Below are 18,489 nucleotides of genomic sequence, written 5' to 3' on the forward strand. Positions count from 1 at the left end.
GCGTGCCACGGTGCTACCCCCGCGTAACAGCGAGCGGTCCGGAACGTGACGGGAACGTGAAACCCGCACGGGGGCCCGGAACGCGCCGGGCAGTGACCGCGGGTGGAGCGGGCAGGCAGGGGCGGCCGGGTGCAGCCCGGCCGAGTGTGTGCGGGTGAGATCGGTCCAGCCTTTCGGACGGATGGTCGCGGTGGGGCAGCGGGTGGCGCGGGCGCTCAGCCCAGGGGGTCGTCCGCGCCGCGGTGCAGGGCCACGCGCACCAGGCCCGAGGCGAGAACGGGCAGCTGGTCGGGGGTGACGAGGTCAGCGAGAGCGGAGGCGTCCTGCGGCAGGCCGAGGCGCCCGGCGCCGTCGAGCGCCTTCTTGTCCAGGTGCGGGGCCAGGACGGGCCACACCCCCTGCGCCTCGCGCGCGAAGATGGCCGCGCCGGTGGGGCCGATGCCGGGGAACTCCTGGAGGCGTTTCAAGACGTCCCGTGGGCCGTCGGAGGCGTCGCGCAGCTGCCGGAGGTCGCCGTCCCAGGTGTCCAGGAGCAGGTCCGCGCCGTCCCGGAGCATGGTGGTGGTGCGCTCGTCGTAGCGCGCGTAGCCACCCCGACCCAGCGCGGCGATGAGCTTCCGGCGGGGCGCGGCGCGCACGGCCTCGGGAGTGCGGCACCCGGCCGCGAACAGCTCCCGCGCGGACGCCACGGCCACCCCGGCGCCGATGCGCGCGGAGAGCAGGTTGGCCAGCACGAGCAGCTGGTAGAGGGGAGCGGGGGAATCCTCCAGGGCGATCCCCGCCTCCTGCGCATAGGTGCGGTCGTGCCGCGCCAGCAGGGCGGCCACGGTCTCGGCGTGCGTTCGTGTCACGGCGGCGTACCTCTCGGTGCGGCCCGGGCGAGTGCTGCTCGGGGACGGGACGGGGACGACGGCGCCGCGGGACTTGCGCTACCGGGTCGCCCGGTCTCGGAACGGGAAACCACCCTACGGGCCGGGGGAGACAGCACGGAAGTCGGGCGTGTTGCCCACCCGCGGCAGCCGGCGCCTCCGCGCGGACGCGCCTCAGGCCGCGGGGGAGGGGGCGATTCCGCTGGTGGCCGAGACCCTCGTGCGGGTCGGAGTCGGTAAATACACTGATGAATGATGCCGCCCCGTGAGCAGGTGCCCCCGGGCGCCCTCGGGCGGCGGTGAGCTCTTCAACCGGACACAACGGAAGGCAGCGCCATGGCAGAGACCAACGAGAACATCGACAAGGTCCGTTCGATCATCAAGGGCACCGGCATCGCCATGCTCACCCACGTGGACGACCACGGGCACCTGATCTCCAAGCCCATGGCCACGCAGGAGGTGGACTTCGACGGCACGGTGCGCTTCATTGCCGAGCGCTCCTCCGAGCAGGCCCTGAGCATCACGCAACGCCCCGACGTGAACGTCGCCTACTCGGGCAACGGTGCGTGGGTGTCGCTGAGCGGCAGGGCTCGGATCGTCAACGACACGGACAAGCTGCGCGAGCTGTGGAGCTCCTTCTCGGGCTCCTGGCTCGAGGGCGGGCCGGAGAACCCCAACAACATCCTCATCGAGGTGGACGGCGACACCGCCGAGTACTGGGACAGCCCGGGAAACAGCAAGGTCACCCAGGTGGCCAACCTCCTCAAGGCGAAGGTCACGGGCGAGACCGTGAACGGGGAGAACGAGGTGGTGGATCTCTGATCCACACCTGATGAGTGGGGGCCGCGCTCGCCGGCGGTGGGCGCGGCCCCTGTCGCCATCCCGTTCCCACCCAGGGCAAGCCGGCCCCGGGCAGGGGCTGACGAATGCACGACCCAGCCCGCGGCGGTGGGCGCTGAAAGGACACGGAACACGATGGAGACCTCCCTCAACAGCGGCTGGACCTTCCTGAACCAGATCGACTTCCCCTCCGAAATGGCGCCGTACCTGGTGCCGGGGGAGTCGCCGGTCGCATCCTTCAAGACCGTGCGGGACACCGCCACCTTCACGAACCGGCGCCTCATCGTGCGGGATGCCCAGGGGCTGCGGGGCAAGAAGATCGAGACCTACTCCATTCCCTACTCGAGCATCAGCATGTGGTCCACCGAGAACGCGGGCACCCTGGACGTGAACGCCGAGATCCAGCTCTGGACGCGCGCGGGGACGGTCAAGATCAACGTGGGCCGCAACATCGACGTGCAGGCCCTGGACCAGCTGATTTCCCGGTCCGTGCTCGGCTGACCTGCGCCGGAGGTGTCCCGCGCCGACCGGCGCCTACCATGGGGCATGACCGTTCGCATGCTGACGATCCAGACCCTCGTGCCCGAGACCGTGATCCGGCAGGAGGACGTCACGCGGCTCTTCGCCGAGCAGCCGGGGATGACCCGGCTGGGTTCCCGGCTCGTGCGCTCCGCGTTCGGCGGCGCCGGGGTGGCCACGCGCCACACCGTTCTGCCGGAGCTGGGTGTCGCGGCCGCCAGCGCGTCCCATCCCGATTCCGCGCCCACGGCGGGTGCCGAACGGTCCACCGTGGACGACGACGCCCGGCCACCCCAGCGCGCCACGCACCGCCCCGCGGCGTCCCCGGACGGCGACGCCGCGCCGTCGCCGTTCGTGGACCCGGCCACCGGGCACCTGCTCTCCCCGGGGACGCACGCCCGGAACCAGCTCTACACGCAGCACGCCCGGCGCATGTTCGTGGCAGCCGCACGCCGGGCGCTGGAGGCCACGTTCCCGGGAGTCACCGCGGCGGACGTGACCCACGTGCTCACGGTGTCCTGCACCGGGTTCTTCGCTCCCGGCCCGGACGTGCGGGTGACCAAGGACCTCGGCCTGCCCGCGGACGTCAAGCGCATGCACCTGGGGTTCATGGGCTGCAACGCCGCCTTTCCCGCCCTGCAGGCCGCCCACGCCGCGTGCCGCGCGGATCCCGACGCCGTGGTGCTCGTGGTGGACGTGGAACTGTGCACGCTGCACCTGCACGTGCGCAACGACCCGGACACCGTGATGGGCAATGCCCTGTTCGCGGACGGAGCGGCCGCCGCCGTCGTCACGGCCCGGGACGTCGCGGGGACGGGGCCCGCACTGGAGCTCGTGGACTTCGAGACCACGCTGGCTCCGGTGGGCGAGGACGAGCTCGCATGGAGCGTGGGGGACGAGGGCTTCGAGATGATCCTGGGGACCTACGTGCCCCGCATCATCGACGACCACGTCACGGATGCGCTGTCGCCGCTGCTCGAGCGCACGGGACGCTCCGTCGAGGACATTCCGCGGTGGGCGGTGCACCCGGGCGGGCGCAGCATCCTGGACAGGGTGGAGGGCCGGCTCGGCCTCACGCAGGAGCAGATGGCACCCTCCCGGGACGTGCTGCGCGAGGTGGGGAACATGAGCAGCGCCACCATCCTCTTCGTGCTCGCCCGCATCCTGCGCACGGCCACCCCCGGTGACGTGGCGGCCATGGCGTTCGGCCCGGGTCTCAGCATCGAGAGCGCGCTGCTGCGCGTGCTCCCCGGGGATGACGTCGCGCGGTGAGGGATCCCCTGCTGCGCACCCGCTCCGTCTCCGAACCCGAGCTCATGGACGACCCGGCGTGCGATCCCGTGGCCCTGGACAACACCTACCGGTTGTTCGGCGTGATCAACCCGCTCGTGGCCTCGTGGCGCCCGGTCTACCGGCGGTTCCTGCGGCCCGTGCTGCGTCAGGCCGCGCGGGAGGGCCGGGTGGCCACGGTCCTGGACGTGGGCTGCGGGGGCGGCGACGTCGCGCGGGCCGTCTCGCGCTGGGCCGCCCGGGACGGGGTGGTCACCCGGGTCACCGCCATCGACCCGGACGAGCGGGCCATCCGGTGGGCCCGCGCCCACGACCGCGGTGCGGGAATCGACTACCGGGCCGTGGCCAGCGGGGAGCTCGTGGCCGCGGGGGAGCGCTTCGACGCGGTGCTCTCCAACCACCTGCTGCACCACCTGGGAGCCTCCGGCCTCGCGGCGGTGCTCGAGGACTCCCGGGCCCTCACCACGGGGGTTGCGGTGCACAACGACCTGCGCCGCAGCCGCGCCGCGTGGGTGCTCTACTGGCTGGGCACCCTGCCCCTGGCACGCGCCCGGACTTTCGTGCGCTTCGACGGGCTGCTCTCGATCCGCCGCAGCCACACCCCCTCGGAACTGGCCGCAGCACTGCCCCCGGGGTGGCGGGTCGTGCGGCAGCGGTTCTTCCGGCTGCTCGCCGTGCACACCGCCCGGAACCCGGCCCCCGCTCGGGCGGGCCGGGACTGAGACCAGGCAGCCGTGGAGCGCCCGGGCCGGACGTGGCCGCGCGCGGGCCGGCAGGACCGAACTCAGGCGGAGCCGGGCCGCGTGTCCTGGTCCCAGCCCTGCTGCGGGGTGTCGCACGTCTCCCGGAACACGAACTGGGAGGGGCGCTTGCGCTCGCGGCTGGACCAGTCGATCGCCGGGCGGTGGGTGCGCTCGGGCACGTAGCCCAGGCGGTAGACCGCCATCAGCTCCAGGTCCTCCGGGACGTGGAGCATGTCCACGATCCGCTGCCACTGGTGCGGGGCCTCCATGGGGAAGGACACGAACTGGATGCCCATGCCCAGCTCCACCGTGGTCAGCCACAGGTTCTCCATGGCCGCACCCATGCTGAACACCGAGTAGAAGCCGGACAGCTCCTCGGGGCGGTACTCGCCGCGCTCCAGCATGACCCCGATCAGCAGGGGTGAACCCGCCACGAGCTTGCGGTTCTCCTCGCCCAGCGTCTGCGGCACGCGCAGCTTGTTCATGAGCGCCTGGCCGGACGGTGTGAACGCCCTGGAGGTGAACGGGCGCAGCAGGGCGGGCAGCCTGTCGAACAGCATGCCGCTGCGCAGGGTGTCCATCTCCTTCTGGCTGAACCGGAAGTACTTCTTGTAGCGGTCGAAGAACGTGCCCGCGCCCATCACCTCGGTCATGCTCTCGCCACTGATGCGCGCGATGGTCTCGATGGTGCCCCGGTCCTCGATCAGCACGAACCGCCACGGCTGGCTGTTGAACTGCGACGGCGCCGCGGCCGCCGCACGGATCAGCAGCTGCTGGTGCTCGGGACTCACGGGGTCCGGGCGGAACGGGCCGTTGGTGGTCCTGCGGTTGAAGACCGCGTCCAGGAATTCCACGATTCACCTCCAGGCCAGCACGAGGCCGGCCGCGTAGCAGGGGGCCGCCGCGAGGGCGTCCCGGGTGTGGCGCCGCAGCGGCCGGGCACCGTGGCGCTGCAGCAGGACGAGGGGAGCCAGGGTGGGGAGCAGGGCCAGCGACGTCGCCGACCGGTTCCGCAGCCCCGCGGCGCAGGCCGCCGCTGTGAGACAGGCGGTGGTGGTGTACAGGCCGTGGTGGACCCAGCGGACGTCCGAGGTGTCCACCCACCCGGCGGCCACGGACGTGCCCAGGGCGCAGTTGGCGGCGTACGCCCCGGCGGCGGCCGTGACGAGAGTGCGCACAGGGTTCATGGCTCTCCTTCGCGACGGCGGTCCCTCTCTCCTCATCGTGTCACACGTCACGCGGGGCGAACGGTGCCGGATGTGTGGCAGGAGCGGTCAGGGCGTCGGTTCCGGGCTGGGACAGGGTCACACCACGTGCGGGGCCGCCCACCGGATCGGTGGGCGGCCCCGCACGCGTGCAGCGACGACGTGCACCGAGCGGCTCACTGCGGGGGGAACTCCCCGGAGTGCACCACGCGACCCGTGGCGGCGTCGTAGTGGAAGGTGGAGACGGCCCTGCCGCGGGGCGCCGCGTTGGCGTCTCCCTCGAGCGGGTACCGGTAGGTGACCTTGAGCGTGGCGTCGTCCACGCGCTTCACCTTCGGTTCGAAGCCGAAGTGGGTTGCGGACGCGGTGCCCAGGTAGAAGCCGTTGGAGAACAGCATGATGGTCTCCGGGGAGGACACGGTGCCGCCGGCGGCCACCACGGAGATCCACGAGAGGTCAGCGCAGCCGTCGTAGGTGGAGGTGTCCGCCGAGTCGATGGCCCACCCGGGATTGTTCGGCTCGTCCGGGCCGAACGGCGGCGGGAGCAGGGGAGCTGCCGTCCGCAGGGCGTAGTCGGGAGAGTCGTTGGGGCAGCCGTCGGAGGCGGCCTGCGGCCTGGACTCCGGGGCGGGTGCGGACGCGGTGGCGGGTCCTGCGATGCCCCCGGCCAGCAGGAGGGCTCCTGCGGCGGCAGCGGTGGTGCGGGTGGAAAGACGGATGAGGTGTCCCATGACGTGACTCCTGGTGTTTTCCGTACGATCACCGTTCGGCGACCTGGTTCCACACTGGGGGGCTCGGCCAATAATGTGCAATAGCAAACGGCGGGTTCGGGGGGATTTCGCTCGACCGCTACCCGGAACCGGCGGTGTCCTCCCATGTCAGTGAGGGGATGTGCGCCAGGTCACGGTTGGGTCACGGTGCTGGACCGGACCCGTGACCGGGCGGTGCCCCGTGTCTCAGCCGATGCCCGGGGGCCACTCGCCGGCGTGGTCGATGGACTCCGTGGACTCGTTCCAGGTGTAGGTGGAGACCGCGCGCCCGCTGGCATCGGCGTTGCTCTCGTTGCCCTCCACGTAGGTGTAGGTCACTTGGATGGAGGAGTCGTCGAGTCGGTCCGTGGTCGGGTAGAAGCCGATGGCCTGGGACGTGGTGGTGCCCAGGTAGTCGCCGTTGTGGAACAGCATCTGGGTGTAGGGGGAGGACGCCGTGGCGCTCTTGATGGACAGGGTCACCCAGGACAGCGTCGAGCACGAGTCGTAGGTGCTCAGGTCCATGGCCACCCAGTCGGTTTTCTGGTGACCGTCCGGGAAAGGCGGGGGCACCTTGCCGATGTTGTCGTTCACGGCCTTGGTGGCGTTCGAGTCCGCGCACGACTCCGACGGCTCCGCCGACTTCGAGGCGTTCTGCTTCCCCACCGCCTCCCCGGCGGGGGACGCCATCTCCGTCTGCCGGTCCGTCACCTCGGGCGTCGGCGCGCTGTCCTGGGTGCTCTCCGCCGCGGGCGACGCCGCCTCGGAGCGGATGCCCGAGGTGGGCCCGTCGTCGATCACCGAGCTGGTGGACATGGACCGGGGTTCGTCGGTGCTGTCGCTGCCGCACGCGGTGAGGGTGCCCGCGCCGAGGACGAGGAGCGTGACCGCCGTGGCGAGTGTGCGGGAACGGTTCATGGGAGGCCTCTCGTGCCATCGTGCCCCCGCGTTCTCGCGGGACGGCTACAGCGTGCCCCCTTTCATTCGCGAGTGCAATCCCACCATGTCATTGCATGGAATGTGTCGGGTCCCGGCTTCGTCCTGGGGTGGGTGGAATACCGGGAGGCCCGTTGCCGCTTCCATCAGTAGCCTGATGACCCGGGGCTGCCGGGTCACCGATGTCAACGGGGGGAGAACCGCATGGCGGGAATGCGCCAGGTGACGGGTCTGACCGTCGAAGAGCTGGCGATCCACGCGGGAGCCACGCTTGTGCCAGGCACCCGCGCGGCGGAGCAGGTTGCCGCGGTTCGGATCGGCGGGATCTCGGAGGTCCACACGGAGGTGCGCCCCGGGGACCTCTTCGTGGCGCTGCAGGGGCGCCGCCGGCACGGGGCGGCGCGTGCCGAGGACGCCGTGGCCGCCGGAGCGAGCGCGGTGCTCACCGATCCCGCCGGGGCACGGGTCCTGCGCGACGCCCCCGGCGTCCCGCTGCTGGTGGTCGCGGACCCGCGCGCCGCGCTGGGGCCGCTCGCGTCCCTGCTGCACGGCCATCCCTCCCGTCACCTGCCGGTCTTCGGGATCACGGGGACCAACGGCAAGACCACCACGGCGTACATCCTGGAGGCGGCGCTGCAGCAACTGGGGCGGCGCCCCGGTCTCCTGAGCACACCGGAGACCGTGGTGGGCACGCAGCGCGAGCCCAGTGGCATGACCACCCCGTCGGCGCCCCACGCCCAGGAGCTGCTGGCCAGGATGCGCGCGGCGGGCAACCGGTCGGCCGTGATGGAGGTCAGCAGCCACGCCCTGGACCAGGAGCGTGTCACCGGCATCCGCTTCGACACGGTGGCCTTCACGAACCTCACGCACGAGCACCTGGACTACCACGGGAGCATGGAGTCCTACTTCCGGGCCAAGGCGCGCCTGTTCACGCCGGACTTCGCGTCCCGCGCGGTGATCGTGGTGGACGACGACGCCGGGCGGTGCCTCGACCGCCTGGCCCGCAGCAGGGGGCTGGAGACCACGACCCTGAGCACCCGGACCGAGGCGGCCGCCACGTGGCGCGTGCACGGGACTCCGGGCTCGGACGACTTCACGCTGCGGGGGTCACGGGGGAAGCTGCCGCTGCGCTCACCGCTGCCGGGGGAGCACAACCGCGTGAACACCGCCGTGGCCGCGCTCGTGCTCCTCGGCGCCGGGTGCTCCCAGCCGGAGGTGGCCCGCGCCCTGGACGGGCCCGTGAGCGTACCCGGCAGGATGGACCGGGTGGATCTGGGCCCGCACGGGCCCACGGTGCTGGTGGACTTCGCGCACACGCCGGACGCCACCGCCAAGTCCGTGTCCGCGCTGCGTGCCAGGACCCGGGGCAGGCTCGTGGTCACGGCCAGCAGCGGCGGGGACCGGGACAGGGCCAAGCGTCCCCTGACGGGCCGCGCCGTGGTCGAGGCGGGGGCGGACGTCGTGCTGGTCACGGACGACAACCCCCGCTCCGAGGACCCCGCCGCCATCCGTGCGGAGGTGATGGCGGGTGTGCGGGCGGGCGTGCGGGCCCGGCGGGCCGCCGGTCTGCCCGAGCCACAGGTCGTGGAGACGGCATCGCGCAGGGAGGCGATCCGCACCGCCCTGGAACTCGCCGGCCCCGACGACACGGTGGCGCTCTACGGCAAGGGCCACGAACGCTGGATGGAGATCGGGCCGCAGGGTGGCCGGGTCCCGTTCGTGGACCGCGAGGAGGTGCTCGCGGCCGCCGCACCCAGGGGCGGGGCGGCGTCGTCGTGAGAGCGGGGAGAAGGTGCTCCCGGTGCTGGGGGTGGTGACCCCTGGGCGGCCCGCCGTAGTCTGTGCGTGCGCGCGACCGCGCGCCGGTCGAGAACCTGGCAAGGAGCACACCATGACGCAGCCCATCCCGGACCCGAACCCCCTGGACACCCCGGACGCCGCGGACGAGGCGTTCCGCGAGGACGAGCTCATCGAGACCACCGGTGACGAGGACTCCGCCTGGGAGGAGGACGACGCCCAGTGGGGTGAGGACGCCGATCCCCTGCGCCATCCCGAGGAGGCGGGCGTGGAGCAGGTCGTTGAGGAGGACACGGTGCTCGAGCCGGCCAGCACCCCCGAGACCGAGGACCCGGAGATCCAGGCGCTCGTGGACGATCCGCAGGCGGACCGTGAGGTCAACCGGTCCCTCCAGGACGGCGCGGAAGACCCAGCGGATCCCATGGAGTGACGTCGCGGGGACCCCGCACGACAGCGTGCAGTTCCTCCCGCAACGGACGGCCGGCGACCCGTGGTCCCGGCCGTCCGCGGCGCCCGGGGGAGGGAGCGGAGAGGTGGCACACAGGTGGTTCCCGTGCGGGTCGGAACGACGGTCTATTCTTGACGCATGTCTCGATTCAGCCCGCTGGAGTGGCCGGTCATCCGCCAGCTCCGCACCGGGGACCGCACCGGCCGCAGCTCCGCGGTGCAGTCCCAGCACACCCGGGAGATCACTGCCCGCACCGCCACGGCGGACCGTGTGGTGCAGAGCATCTGCCCCTACTGCGCCGTGGGATGCGGCCAGAAGGTCTACGTCAAGGACGAGAAGGTCATCCAGATCGAGGGAGATCCGGACTCGCCGATCTCCCGCGGCCGACTGTGCCCCAAGGGATCGGCGAGCGAGCAGCTCGTGAACTCCCCGGGCCGCCAGACCCGGGTGCTGTACCGCGCACCGGGTGCCTCGGACTGGCAGCCGTTGGAGCGCGAGACCGCGATTGACATGATCGCCGACCGTTTCATCGAGGCTCGCCGCCGCGGCTGGCAGGACGCCGATGAGCAGGGCCGTCCGCTGCGCCGCACCATGGGCATCGCGTCCCTGGGCGGCGCCACGCTGGACAACGAGGAGAACTACCTCATCAAGAAGCTGTTCACCGCGGCTGGTGCCGTGCAGATCGAGAACCAGGCCCGGATTTGACACTCCGCCACGGTTCCCAGTCTGGGAACCTCCTTCGGTCGCGGCGGCGCCACCCAGTCGCTGCAGGACATGGCGAACGCGGACTGCATCGTCATCCAGGGATCCAACATGGCCGAGTGCCACCCCGTGGGATTCCAGTGGGTCACGGAGGCCAAGGCGCGCGGCGCCAGGGTCATCCACGTGGACCCGCGCTTCACCCGCACCTCGGCGGTCGCTGACAAGCACCTGCCCATCCGTGCGGGCTCCGACATCGTGCTGCTCGGCGCGCTCATCAACCACGTGCTGAGCAACGACCTCTGGTTCCACGACTACGTGCTGCACTACACGAACGCGGCCACGCTGATCTCGGAGGACTTCGAGGACGCCGAGGACCTGGACGGGCTGTTCTCGGGCTACGACCCCGAGACCGGCACGTACCACCTCAAGTCCTGGGGGTACCAGACCGAGGACGAAGGGGAGGGCCACCAGGCGGACGAGCAGCGCAACAAGGGTGACGAGGAGCGCGCCAAGGCCGGCGGTCAGCAGTACGGCAGCGGCGGCGCGCCCGTGGGAGCGGGCAAGCTCGTGCGGGACGAGACCCTGCAGCACCCGCGCACCGTCTTCCAGATCCTCAAGCGCCACTTCGCCCGCTACACCCCGGAGATGGTGCAGGAGACCTGCGGCATCGCCGTGGCGGACTTCGAGTACCTCGCGCGCTCCGTCACGGAGAACTCCGGGCGGGACCGCACCACGTGCTTCGCGTACGCCGTGGGGTGGACCCAGCACACGCTGGGCGCGCAGTTCATCCGCACGGCATCCATCCTGCAGCTGCTCCTGGGCAACATGGGCCGGCCGGGCGGCGGCATCATGGCGCTGCGCGGGCACGCGACCATTCAGGGCTCCACGGACATCCCCACGCTGTTCAACCTGCTGCCCGGGTACCTGCCCATGCCGTCGGTCACGGCGCAGACGTTCGACGACTACGTGGACGGCATCCGCACCACCACCCAGAAGGGCTACTGGGCGGACGCCAGGGCGTACTCGGTGAACCTGCTGAAGTCGTGGTGGGGAGATGCCGCCACCGCGGAGAACGACTGGGCCTACGACTACATCCCCAGGATCAACGGGGCCCACGGCACCTACCAGACGCTGATGGCCATGCTGAAGGACCAGGTGGACGGGTACTTCCTGCTCGGCCAGAACCCTGCCGTCGGCTCCGCCAACGGGCGCCTGCAGCGCATGGGCATGTCCCACCTGAAGTGGCTCGTGGTCCGGGACCTCAACATGATCGAGTCCGCCACGTGGTGGAAGGACGGGCCGGAGATCGCCTCGGGGGAGCTGAAGACCGAGGACATCGACACCGAAGTCTTCTTCATGCCCGCGGCCACGCACGTGGAGAAGTCCGGTTCGTTCACCCAGACGCAGCGGCTCGTGCAATGGCGCCACCAGGCGGTGGCACCGCCCGGGGAGGCCCAGAGCGAGCTGGAGTTCTTCTACGAGCTCGGCCAGCGCATCCGCGCCCGGGTGGCGGACTCGGACGACCCCCGTGACCGTCCGCTGCAGGACCTCACGTGGGACTACCCGCTGACCGAGGACGGCGAGCCGGACGCGGAGGCCGTGCTCGCGGAGATCAACGGCCAGTTCCTCACGGGTCCCCGCGCCGGTGAGCCCTTGAGCTCCTACACGCAGATGACGGACGACGGCAGCACCGCCGGCGGCTGCTGGATCTACACGGGCATCTACGCGGACGGTGTGAACCGCGCCGCCATGCGCGTGCCCGGGCAGCAGCAGGACGAGATCGCCTCGCAGTGGGCGTGGGCCTGGCCCGCGAACCGCCGGATCCTCTACAACCGCGCCTCCGCGGACCCCCAGGGCAGGCCCTGGAGCGAGCGCAAGAAGCTCGTGTGGTGGGATCCTGAGAAGAAGACGTGGACGGGCAAGGACAACCCGGACTTCCCCCTGGACCGCGAGCCCGGAAGCACACCGGACCCGCAGCAGGGCGGGCCGGCCGCGCTCGCCGGGGACGACCCCTTCATCATGCAGGCGGACGGCAAGGGCTGGCTCTTCGCTCCCAAGGGCATGATGGACGGGCCCCTGCCCACCCACTACGAGCCGCAGGAGTCCCCCGTGGACAACCCGGTGTACGCGCAGCAGCAGAACCCCGCGCGCATCATGTTCCCCCGGGAGGACAACCTGTCCGCGCCCAGCGGTGACGCACCGGGCACGGACGTCTACCCGTTCATGTTCACCACCTACCGGCTGACCGAGCACCACACGGCCGGCGGCATGAGTCGGTGGCTGCCGTACCTGTCCGAGCTGCAGCCCGAGATGTTCTGCGAGATCTCCCCGGAGCTCGCGGAGTTGAAGGGTCTGGAGCCGTACGGGTGGGCCACGATCGTGTCCCCGCGCTCGGCCATCGAGGTCAAGGTGCTGGTCACGGACCGCATGACCCCGCTCACCGTGGGAGGCAAGACGATCCACCAGATCGGTCTGCCCTATCACTGGGGTGCGGGCACGGACGCGGTGGTCACGGGCGACGGCGCGAACGACCTGCTGGGCATCACGCTGGACCCGAACGTGCAGATCCAGAACTTCAAGACCGGTTCGTGCGACATCCGCCCCGGCCGCAGGCCGCAGGGAGCCGCCCGCGACGAGCTGGTGCGCGAGTACCAGCGGCGCGCGGGACTCACCATCATGACCGGCATGGAGCGCATCACGGACCCCGAACGCGAATTGAACGAGGACCCGTTGCGAGCACGCGACAGCGGGGACGTTGCAGGACGGTCCACGGCCTACCGGCCGGGGCAGGACGCCACGGAGCAGGAAGCAGACAAGTGAGCACGGACCGCATGACGCCCACCTCCGCCTTCGCGGACGACACCCACTGGGAGCATCCGCATCCCCGGCGCGGGTTCTTCACGGACACCTCCATCTGCATCGGCTGCAAGGCCTGCGAGGTGGCGTGCAAGGAGTGGAACCGCAACCCGGTGGACTCGGACTACGAGATCCTGGGCTCCTCCTACGACAACACGGGCGGCCTGGGGGCGGACACCTGGCGTCACGTGGCATTCATCGAGCAGTCCCAGGAGCGCATCGAGGAGGCCCGGGAGTCCGGGCGCGCCCTCGTGAACCTGGGGATGCCGCGCGTGGGCCCGCCCGCGCCGTCGCCCGCCCCGGCCTCCACCGGGTGTGCGTGCGGACCAGCCGCACCGGCGGACGACGCCGCCGGGTCCGGGTGTGCCTGCTCGGGCCCGTCCTCGGCGACCACCGCACCCGCGACCGCCGGCTGCGGATCCGCCGACGGCTGCGGCTGCTCCTCCGGGGGAGCGGGCGGCGCAGCAGCGGGCACCGCGGAGGGCGGCTCCCCGGTGCTGGACACCCCTGACTTCCGGTGGCTCATGTCCTCGGATGTCTGCAAGCACTGCACCCACGCTGGGTGCCTGGACGTGTGTCCCACCGGTGCGCTGTTCCGCACCGAGTTCGGCACCGTGGTGGTCCAGGAGGACATCTGCAACGGCTGCGGCACGTGCGTGGCCGGCTGTCCCTTCGGTGTGATTGAGCGCCGGGACGACGGTCTCGTGGAGCCCAAGACCCAGCGCGGGACCCCGCCCATGCCGGACACGGTCAAGGTCCCGCAGGACGGCATCGCCCAGAAGTGCACCCTGTGCTACGACCGCATGAAGGAGGACCAGACCCCCGCGTGCGCGCAGGCGTGCCCCACCACCTCCATCAAGTACGGCGAGCGCGAGACCATGCTCGAGTCCGCCCAGCAGCGTGTGGCGCAGCTGCACGAGCAGGGCCGCACCGAGGCGCGGCTCTACGGCGCCAACCCCAAGGACGGCGTGGGCGGCACGGGCTCCATCTTCCTGCTCCTGGACGAGCCGGAGGTCTACGGCCTACCGCCGGACCCCCGGGTGCCCACGGCGGACCTGCCGCGCATGTACCGGCGCGCCGGTGCCGCGGTGCTGGGGATGCTTGCGCTGGGAGCCGCGGCCTTCACGGTGGGTGATCGCCGATGAGCGTCTCGCCCTACGACAGCTACCGGCCACCGGAGGAGCCGCGGCGCAGGCGGCGTCGCCGCAACCGCCCGCCCGGGGGAGGCGCCTTCCGCCGCGGCGGGGGCGACGGCTCCCGCGAGGTCGCCATGGTGCCGGAGCCGGAGTTCACCTCCTACTACGGACGGCCGATCGTCAAGGCCCCGCCGTGGGACTCGAAGATCGCCACGTACCTGTTTCTGGGTGGTCTCTCGGGCGGATCGGCGATCCTCGCACTCGGCGGCTACCTCACGGACCGTTCCGCCCTGCGTCGCAACGGCCGTCTCGCGGCGCTGACGGCGGCGGGCCTCGGGGGAGTGGCGCTCGTGGCGGACCTCGGCCGGCCCGAGCGGTTCCTGCACATGATGCGCACGTTCAAGCCGACCTCGCCCATGAGCATGGGCTCGTGGGTGCTCGCCACCTTCTCCACGAACGCGGGTGTGGCCGCCGCGGTGGAGGTGGACCGGATGACGGGGGAGCGGCTGCCGCTCGGCCCGCTGCGTCCCGTGCTGCACGCCGCGGAGCTGCCCACGAGTGTGGCCGCCGGTCTGCTCGGGGCGCCCATGGCCACGTACACGGCCATGCTGCTGAGCGACACCTCCGTGCCCACGTGGCACGAGATGCACGGACACCTCGCGTTCGTGTTCGCGAGCTCCGCGTCCCTGGCCTCCGGTGGGCTGATGATGCTGACCTCGCCCGTCTCCCAGACCGCTCCTGCGCGCTTCTTCGCGGTTGCCGGGGTGGCGGGGGAACTCGTGGCCATGCGCGTGATGAAGAACGCGATGGACCCCTTGACGGTGGAACCGCTGGAGCAGGGCAGGCCGGGCACCTGGCTGGAGTGGAGCGAGCGCCTCTCGATCGCCGGTGGCCTCGGTGCCCTCCTCGGCGGACGACGCCGCTGGGTCGCCGCAGCCTCGGGCGCCGCCCTCATGGCGTCCTCCGCCCTGACCCGATTCGGCGTGTTCTGGGGTGGCAAGGAGTCCGTGAAGGACCCCAAGTACACCGTGGTTCCGCAGCGCAACCGGCTCGAGAAGCGCCGCGCGGCGGGCATCACGGACGACTCCATCACCACCGCGGGCTGAGCCCATCCCGCACCGGGGTCTCCGGCACGACACGCCACGACCGGGGGTGATGCGCTCAGCGCACCGAGACGAGTGTCGCCGCATCCTCCGGGAGTGCGGTGGTCTCGCCGATCACGGGGTAGCCGGGGACCTCGCCCACCACGAGCAGACCACCGGAGGTCTGCGCGTCCGCGAGCAGGAGCAGGGTCTCCTCGGAGACACCGGTCCCCGCCGTGAGGTGGGGACGCACCCAGTCCAGGTTGCGCCGGGTGCCGCCCGAGACGAAGCCGTCCCGCAGCGCCTCGGCGGTCCCGTCCACGAGGGGCACGGCGGACGCGTCCAGCATCGCGGCCACACCGGACGCGCGGCACATCTTGTAGAGGTGGCCGAGCAGTCCGAAACCGGTGACGTCCGTGCACGCCTCGACGCCGGCGGCCAGCGCCGCGGCGGAGGCGTCCCGGTTGAGGGTGGTCATGGTCTCCACGGCGGCGGGGAACACCTCTCCCGTGGCCTTGTGCCGGTTGTTGAGCAGCCCCACGCCCAGAGGCTTGGTGAGGGTGATCGGCAGACCGGGCCGGGCGGCGTCGTTGCGCAGCAGGCGCTGCGGGTCCGCCGTGCCCGTGACCGCCATGCCGTAGGTGGGCTCGGGCGCGTCGATGGAGTGGCCCCCGATCACCGGGCAGCCCGCCTGCGTGGCAACGTCCAGGCCACCCTGCAGGACCTCGGACATCAGCTCCATGGGCAGCAGCTCGCGCGGCCAGCCCACCAGGTTGATGCCCACCACCGGGGTGCCACCCATCGCGTACACGTCCGAGAGGGCGTTGGCGGCGGCGATCCGCCCCCAGTCGTAGGCGCTGTCCACCACGGGGGTGAAGAAGTCCGCCGTGGACAGCACGGCGAGATCCGGGCGCACGAGGACAGCCGCGGCGTCGTCGCCGTCGTCCAGGCCCACCAGGACGTCCGGGGCGTCCTGTCCCGTGAGTCCGCGGACGGCGTCCTCCAGCTCGCCCGGCGGGATCTTGCACGCGCAGCCGCCGCCGTGGGCGTAGCTCGTGAGCCGCCCGACGCGGGGCCGTGCGACCTCCCGTGGCTCGTGGGCGGGGGAACCGGGAACTGCAGGGTGACCACTCATGGCGCCAGTCTAGGAACCCGCTCCGACAGCCTGCTGATCGGTGTGCCCCCGCGCGGTGATACATTCGCTGGCGGAGGCGTCCGTGTCCTGGTGGGCGCCCCGGTCTTCAAAACCGGTGAGACCGAGCACCTCGGTCTGGCGGGTTCGATTCCCGTCCGCCTCCGCCAACCACCCGCGCGACGTTCGTGCGACAGTTCCGCGGCGCCGCGGCGCGCACCGTCGTGCCGCACCCCTGAGGAGCACCGTGAGCACAGAGGACCCCCGCCGCCGCATCCCCCGCACGGACCGCGTTCTGGCGGATCCCGTGGTGCGGCGCGCCGGGTCCGGCCTGGCGGAGGCCGAGGTGCACGGCGCCGTCGTCGCGGCCCAGGCCCGGGCGCGTACCGGGGAGATCGCTCCCGAGGACGTGGTGACCGCCGTGGTCGACGAGCTGTCCGGGCGCGGTGCCAGCTCACTCACCCCCGTGCTCAACGCCACGGGAGTCGTGGTGCACACCAACCTGGGCCGCGCGCCCCTCTCCGATGCCGCGCGGCAGGCCCTGCAGGACGCCTCCGGCTACGTGGACGTGGAGCTGGACCTCACCACCGGGCAGCGCTCGAAGCGCGGGGTCGCGGCGCGGGAGGCGCTGCTGGCGGCGTGCCCGGCCGCGGAGGACGCGCTGGTGGTGAACAACGGCGCGGGCGCCCTCGTGCTCGCCACCACCGCGCTGGCCGGGACGCGCGAGGTGGTCATCAGCCGCGGGGAGTTCGTGGAGATCGGCGCGGGCTTCCGGCTCTCGGACCTCATGGAGTCCACGGGCGCGCGGCTGCGCGAGGTGGGCACCACCAACCGCACCCACCCCTCCGACTACCGGGACGCCCTGGGCCCGGACACGGGCTGCCTGCTCAAGGTTCATCCGAGCAACTTCCGGGTGGACGGGTTCACCTCCGCCGTGCCGCTGGCCGAGCTGCGCGCGCTCGCGGACGAGTTCGCGGTGCCGCTCGTGGTGGACGTGGGCAGCGGACTGCTCACCCCGGATCCGTTGTTGCCCCACGAGCCGAGCCTCGCGGAGGCCCTGGCGGCGGGGGCGGACGTGGTCATCGCCAGCGGGGACAAGCTCTTCGGGGGGCCCCAGGCGGGGCTCCTGCTGGGCCGTGCCGAGACCATCCAGCGCCTGGCGCGGTTCCCGCTGGCCCGGGCGGTGCGAGCGGACAAGCTCACCCTGGCCGCCCTCGAAGCGACCCTGCGCGGTGGAGCCACCCCGGTCGAGCGGGCGCTGCACGCGGACCCCGACCGGCTGCGCGAGCGCTCCGAGGCGCTCGCGGCCGCGGTGGGCACGCAGGTGGTGGCTCACGACGGCCGTGTGGGCGGCGGGGGTGCCCCCGGTGTGCCGCTGCACGGCTGGGCGGTGTGCCTGCCGGAAGGGGCCGCGCGGGCCCTGAGGCTCGGCACCCCCGCCGTGCTGCCCCGCGTGCACGACGGCGCGTGCCTCCTGGATCTGCGCTGCGTCCCGGAGTCCCGGGACGCCGAGCTGACCCGCGCCGTGACGGCCGCCCTGGAAGGGGTGCGCTGATGCACGTGGTGGCAACGGCCGGGCACGTGGACCACGGCAAGAGCACCCTGGTCCGGGCGCTCACGGGCATCGAGCCGGACCGCTGGGACGAGGAGAAGCAGCGGGGGCTCACCATCGACCTCGGCTTCGCCTGGACCGAGCTGCCCTCCGGGACCCACGTGGCGTTCGTGGACGTCCCCGGGCACGAGCGCTTCCTGGCCAACATGCTCGCCGGGGTGGGCCCCGCCCCCGTGGTGTGCTTCGTGGTGGCCGCGGACGAGGGCTGGCAGGAGCAGTCCGGGGACCACCGGGACGCGCTGGCCGCCCTCGGGATCAGCCATGGTCTGATCGTGGTGACCAAGGCGGACCGGGCCCCCGATCGGGTGGGCGCCGTCGTGGCCCGGGCCCGCGCGGAGCTGGCCGCCACCGGTCTGCGGGACGCCCCCGCGGTGGCCGTCTCCGCCGTGGAGGGCACGGGCCTGGACGAGTTCCGCGAGGTCCTCGACGCCGTGCTGTCCCGCGTGCCGGCGCCGGACCCCCGGGCGCGCGTGCGGCTGTGGATCGACCGCGCCTTCACCATCTCCGGGGCGGGCACCGTGGTCACCGGCACCCTCACGGCGGGGACGCTGCGCGTGGGGGACCGCCTGAGCC

Annotated in this window: 17 protein-coding genes and 1 tRNA gene; 12 read left to right on the forward strand and 6 right to left on the reverse strand. The window is 72.1% G+C overall.

Annotated elements, in window-relative coordinates; all coding sequences use genetic code 11:
- Positions 1–215: 215 nt before the first annotated feature.
- The gene (locus tag CWC38_RS06270) at positions 216–851 is read right to left on the reverse strand and encodes an HhH-GDP family DNA glycosylase (RefSeq protein ID WP_121845961.1); all 636 of its coding nucleotides are present in this window, start codon (positions 849–851) and stop codon (positions 216–218) included.
- 354 nt (positions 852–1,205) lie between these two features.
- Here CWC38_RS06270 and CWC38_RS06275 point away from each other — a divergent pair, with 354 nt between their 5' ends.
- From CWC38_RS06275 to CWC38_RS06290, 4 genes are all read left to right on the forward strand, one after another.
- Positions 1,206–1,691 (forward strand): pyridoxamine 5'-phosphate oxidase family protein, encoded by a 486-nt coding sequence (locus CWC38_RS06275; RefSeq protein ID WP_121845962.1) that lies wholly within the window; start codon positions 1,206–1,208, stop codon positions 1,689–1,691.
- 153 nt (positions 1,692–1,844) lie between these two features.
- Positions 1,845–2,210, forward strand: a complete 366-nt coding sequence (locus CWC38_RS06280; protein WP_121845963.1) for a PH domain-containing protein — start codon at positions 1,845–1,847, stop codon at positions 2,208–2,210.
- 45 nt (positions 2,211–2,255) lie between these two features.
- Complete coding sequence (locus tag CWC38_RS06285; RefSeq protein ID WP_121845964.1) at positions 2,256–3,500, forward strand: type III polyketide synthase; 1,245 nt, start codon at positions 2,256–2,258, stop codon at positions 3,498–3,500.
- Entirely contained in the window at positions 3,497–4,240 is a 744-nt protein-coding gene (locus tag CWC38_RS06290; protein ID WP_276309562.1) for a class I SAM-dependent methyltransferase, read from the forward strand. Before CWC38_RS06285 ends, CWC38_RS06290 begins: the two co-directional genes overlap by 4 nt.
- Positions 4,241–4,302: 62 nt before the next feature.
- Here CWC38_RS06290 and CWC38_RS06295 read toward each other — a convergent pair whose 3' ends face one another.
- The 4 genes from CWC38_RS06295 to CWC38_RS06310 form a co-directional block, all read right to left on the reverse strand.
- The gene (locus CWC38_RS06295; RefSeq protein WP_121845965.1) at positions 4,303–5,115 is read right to left on the reverse strand and encodes a nitroreductase family protein; all 813 of its coding nucleotides are present in this window, start codon (positions 5,113–5,115) and stop codon (positions 4,303–4,305) included.
- A 3-nt stretch (positions 5,116–5,118) separates the two neighbouring features.
- A complete protein-coding gene (locus tag CWC38_RS06300) occupies positions 5,119–5,448 on the reverse strand; it encodes a hypothetical protein (RefSeq protein WP_121845966.1) in 330 nt (109 codons plus the stop codon).
- Positions 5,449–5,642: 194 nt separating this feature from the next.
- Positions 5,643–6,197, reverse strand: coding sequence for an LppP/LprE family lipoprotein (locus CWC38_RS06305; protein ID WP_121845967.1), 555 nt, complete (start codon positions 6,195–6,197; stop codon positions 5,643–5,645).
- 225 nt (positions 6,198–6,422) lie between these two features.
- Complete coding sequence (locus CWC38_RS06310; protein WP_121845968.1) at positions 6,423–7,133, reverse strand: LppP/LprE family lipoprotein; 711 nt, start codon at positions 7,131–7,133, stop codon at positions 6,423–6,425.
- A 222-nt stretch (positions 7,134–7,355) separates the two neighbouring features.
- Here CWC38_RS06310 and CWC38_RS06315 point away from each other — a divergent pair, with 222 nt between their 5' ends.
- The 5 genes from CWC38_RS06315 (at position 7,356) to nrfD (ending at position 15,196) form a co-directional block, all read left to right on the forward strand.
- Positions 7,356–8,930, forward strand: a complete 1,575-nt coding sequence (locus CWC38_RS06315) for a Mur ligase family protein (RefSeq protein ID WP_121845969.1) — start codon at positions 7,356–7,358, stop codon at positions 8,928–8,930.
- 112 nt (positions 8,931–9,042) lie between these two features.
- The gene (locus CWC38_RS06320; protein WP_121845970.1) at positions 9,043–9,378 is read left to right on the forward strand and encodes a hypothetical protein; all 336 of its coding nucleotides are present in this window, start codon (positions 9,043–9,045) and stop codon (positions 9,376–9,378) included.
- A gap of 156 nt (positions 9,379–9,534) precedes the next feature.
- Positions 9,535–12,918 (forward strand): formate dehydrogenase, encoded by a 3,384-nt coding sequence (gene fdh, locus CWC38_RS06330; RefSeq protein ID WP_240625087.1) that lies wholly within the window; start codon positions 9,535–9,537, stop codon positions 12,916–12,918.
- A gap of 11 nt (positions 12,919–12,929) precedes the next feature.
- Positions 12,930–14,099 (forward strand): 4Fe-4S dicluster domain-containing protein, encoded by a 1,170-nt coding sequence (locus CWC38_RS06335; RefSeq protein ID WP_165860359.1) that lies wholly within the window; start codon positions 12,930–12,932, stop codon positions 14,097–14,099.
- Positions 14,096–15,196, forward strand: coding sequence for an NrfD/PsrC family molybdoenzyme membrane anchor subunit (gene nrfD / locus CWC38_RS06340; RefSeq protein ID WP_121845974.1), 1,101 nt, complete (start codon positions 14,096–14,098; stop codon positions 15,194–15,196). Before CWC38_RS06335 ends, nrfD begins: the two co-directional genes overlap by 4 nt.
- A 55-nt stretch (positions 15,197–15,251) precedes the next feature.
- Here nrfD and selD read toward each other — a convergent pair whose 3' ends face one another.
- Entirely contained in the window at positions 15,252–16,307 is a 1,056-nt protein-coding gene (gene selD / locus CWC38_RS06345) for a selenide, water dikinase SelD (protein ID WP_240625089.1), read from the reverse strand.
- 72 nt (positions 16,308–16,379) lie between these two features.
- Here selD and CWC38_RS06350 point away from each other — a divergent pair.
- The 3 genes from CWC38_RS06350 to CWC38_RS06360 form a co-directional block, all read left to right on the forward strand.
- Positions 16,380–16,474, forward strand: a tRNA-Sec gene (locus CWC38_RS06350).
- A 77-nt stretch (positions 16,475–16,551) separates the two neighbouring features.
- Positions 16,552–17,859 carry an L-seryl-tRNA(Sec) selenium transferase gene (gene selA / locus CWC38_RS06355; protein WP_121845975.1) on the forward strand — a complete coding sequence of 436 codons (1,308 nt, stop codon included), beginning with the start codon at positions 16,552–16,554 and terminating at the stop codon, positions 17,857–17,859.
- On the forward strand, positions 17,859–18,489 hold a 631-nt coding region (locus tag CWC38_RS06360; protein ID WP_206059868.1), incomplete at its 3' end, for a GTP-binding protein. The genes selA and CWC38_RS06360, both read left to right, overlap by 1 nt.

Source organism: Kocuria tytonicola, from assembly GCF_003687455.1.
GTDB lineage: Bacteria > Actinomycetota > Actinomycetes > Actinomycetales > Micrococcaceae > Kocuria > Kocuria tytonicola.

Coding starts and splice junctions, on each gene's coding strand:
- CWC38_RS06320 (WP_121845970.1), top strand. CDS start 9,043: ATGACGCAGCCCATCCCGGACCCGAACCCCCTGGACACCCCGGACGCC.
- CWC38_RS06305 (WP_121845967.1), bottom strand. CDS start 6,197: ATGGGACACCTCATCCGTCTTTCCACCCGCACCACCGCTGCCGCCGCA.
- CWC38_RS06310 (WP_121845968.1), bottom strand. CDS start 7,133: ATGAACCGTTCCCGCACACTCGCCACGGCGGTCACGCTCCTCGTCCTC.
- CWC38_RS06300 (WP_121845966.1), bottom strand. CDS start 5,448: ATGAACCCTGTGCGCACTCTCGTCACGGCCGCCGCCGGGGCGTACGCC.
- nrfD (WP_121845974.1), top strand. CDS start 14,096: ATGAGCGTCTCGCCCTACGACAGCTACCGGCCACCGGAGGAGCCGCGG.
- CWC38_RS06275 (WP_121845962.1), top strand. CDS start 1,206: ATGGCAGAGACCAACGAGAACATCGACAAGGTCCGTTCGATCATCAAG.
- CWC38_RS06335 (WP_165860359.1), top strand. CDS start 12,930: ATGACGCCCACCTCCGCCTTCGCGGACGACACCCACTGGGAGCATCCG.
- selD (WP_240625089.1), bottom strand. CDS start 16,307: ATGAGTGGTCACCCTGCAGTTCCCGGTTCCCCCGCCCACGAGCCACGG.
- CWC38_RS06280 (WP_121845963.1), top strand. CDS start 1,845: ATGGAGACCTCCCTCAACAGCGGCTGGACCTTCCTGAACCAGATCGAC.
- CWC38_RS06285 (WP_121845964.1), top strand. CDS start 2,256: ATGACCGTTCGCATGCTGACGATCCAGACCCTCGTGCCCGAGACCGTG.
- CWC38_RS06315 (WP_121845969.1), top strand. CDS start 7,356: ATGGCGGGAATGCGCCAGGTGACGGGTCTGACCGTCGAAGAGCTGGCG.